The organism is Natronococcus amylolyticus DSM 10524 (assembly GCF_000337675.1).
Taxonomy (GTDB): Archaea; Halobacteriota; Halobacteria; order Halobacteriales; family Natrialbaceae; genus Natronococcus; species Natronococcus amylolyticus.
Map to the genome: position 1 here is coordinate 1 of NZ_AOIB01000019.1, position 2,578 is coordinate 2,578.

Consider the following 2,578-nt stretch of genomic DNA (forward strand, 5'->3'; position numbering starts at 1 on the left):
GCTGCGGCCCTGTCGGTTTCCCTACGCCTTCCCCGATGATCGGGTTAGACTCGTCAATCAGGCATACTCCCTGGTTCGTTTTTCAAAACGTACGACTGGACACCGGCTTCCGCTGCTTCTTACTATGGGTTCGCACCCGGTTCATTTCGCAGCAGACCTTTTGTGCCCAGTCGCTCCATCGCCAACTGATTTCACGCCCTATTGCACCTCCCTTCTCGGGGTGCTTTTCAGCGTTCGCTCACGCTACTTGTTCGCTATCGGTCTTGAGGAGTGTTTAGTCTTCTCAGTCGATGCCTGAGATATTCACGAGGGATATCCAACCCCCGATACTCTGGAGCTGACTCGTTCCTTACTAATCGACAGTACGGGACTGTCACCCTGTTTCGTGCTCCGTTCCAGGAGACTTCGTGTTGAGGTTCGGGAAGTGATCGTCAGTCCGAACACCACATTGCCCGTGAAGGCTTCGGTTTGGACTGNGTATCGCGTTCCTTCGCCAGTACTAACGACATCACGTTGCGTTTTCTTTTCCTGCCGGTACTAAGATGTTTCAATTTCCGGCGTTCCCCATTGCGCAAGGCAATTGCGAGAGGATTCCTATTTGGAGATCCCAAGTTCTTTCCCTCCGTGCGGGTCCCTTGGGCTTATCGCAGCTTGGCACGTCCGTCTTCAGCTCTCAAGCCGAGCGATCCACCAGCTGGCACAGTAGCCACGTTCGTCGGATCTGCGCTGTCAGAGACAACGCGTCAGTGACCCGGGAACGGGTCCAGTGGACGCCTGGACTACACGTACACACGGTCTCATCTGCACGCCAGTAGACGGCTGGCCTGCATTNGGGTCCAGTGGACGCCTGGACTACACGTACACACGGTCTCATCTGCACGCCAGTAGACGGCTGGCCTGCATTAACCCTTCCCAGCCACACTTACGCGGGCTGGTGCATTGGTTCGTTCGGATTAGACCACAATCGCCTGCCCCACTTAAGGGGCACGATTCGATCCAACCCGAGTATGGACCCACAGGGATTCGAACCCTGGGCATCCTCCTTGCAAANCTCCCACTGAGCTATGGGCCCACTCTCCACGCGAGGTGGAGAGCGTAGATATGGTGTGAGCCTCGGTAGTTCAAAGGTGCCCGGTCGGCCCATGATGGGCGCTAACCGAACGGGACCGCATGTGGTGAGCCACCCCGTCGGGGTGGTCTCGGTCTGTGGAGGTGATCCAGCCGCAGATTCCCCTACGGCTACCTTGTTACGACTTAAGCCCCCTTGCGAAGCCCAGATTCGACCCCCGTACAGNCGGTCTGTGGAGGTGATCCAGCCGCAGATTCCCCTACGGCTACCTTGTTACGACTTAAGCCCCCTTGCGAAGCCCAGATTCGACCCCCGTACAGGGGCCTCATCCGGACCTCACTCGGGTGCTTTGACGGGCGGTGTGTGCAAGGAGCAGGGACGTATTCACCGCCGTCTTCTGAACGGCGATTACTACCGAATCCAGCTTCATGCGGACGAGTTTCAGTCCGCAATCCGAACTACGATCGAGTTTCGGAGATTAGCGCCCCCTCTCGGGGTTGCGTCCCACTGTCTCGACCATTGTAGCCCGCGTGTTGCCCAGCACATTCGGGGCATACTGACCTACCGTTGCCCGTTCCTTCCTCCAGTTTGGCACTGGCAGTCCTCCTAATGTACCCAACCACCACAAGGGTGTTGCTGGCAATTAGGAGTGCGGGTCTCGCTCGTTGCCTGACTTAACAGGACGCCTCACGGTACGAGCTGACGGCGGCCATGCACCTCCTCTCAGTAGCTCCAATAAGCTCATCACACTGATTTTCATTGCTACTGTCGATGCTGGTGAGATGTCCGGCGTTGAGTCCAATTAAACCGCAGGCTCCTCCGGTTGTAGTGCTCCCCCGCCAATTCCTTTAAGTTTCATCCTTGCGGACGTACTTCCCAGGCGGTCTGCTTCACGGCTTCCCTACGGCACACCACAGGCTCGTAGCCTGTGGCACACCTAGCAGACATCGTTTACAGCTCGGACTACCCGGGTATCTAATCCGGTTCGTGACCCGAGCTTTCGTCCCTCACCGTCGGATCCGTCTTTCCAGAGCGCTTTCGCCACCGGTGGTCCGTCCAGGATTACAGGATTTCACTCCTACCCCGGACGTACCCTCTGGATCTTCCGGTCCCAAGCCACGCAGTTTCCACCGGACGCCCGCACGTTAGGCGTGCGGATTTCCCGATGGACTTGCGCGGCCAGCTACGGACGCTTTAGGCCCAATAAGAGCGGCCATCACTCGTGCTGCCGGTATTACCGCGGCGGCTGGCACCGGTCTTGCCCAGCACTTATTCNGAAAAGCGAGGGCTCTATGCCCTCGCACTTGGAGTCCCCTTATCGCACTGGCGTGCAGTGTAAAGGTTTCGCGCCTGCTGCGCCCCGTAGGGCCCGGTATCTTGTCTCAGATACCGTCTCCGGGCTCTTGCTCTCACAACCCGTACCGATTACTGGCACGGTGGGCCGTTACCCCACCGTCTACCTAATCGGCCGCAGCCACATCCTCTGGCGCCGGGGCATTTCGAGCTCTC

At 58.1% G+C, this 2,578-nt stretch carries 2 rRNA genes; both read right to left on the minus strand.

Going from position 1 to position 2,578, the window contains the following annotated elements:
• A 23S ribosomal RNA gene (locus C491_RS23485) occupies positions 1–715 on the minus strand; the annotation flags it as partial.
• 587 nt (positions 716–1,302) lie between these two features.
• A 16S ribosomal RNA gene (locus C491_RS08350) occupies positions 1,303–2,578 on the minus strand; the annotation flags it as partial.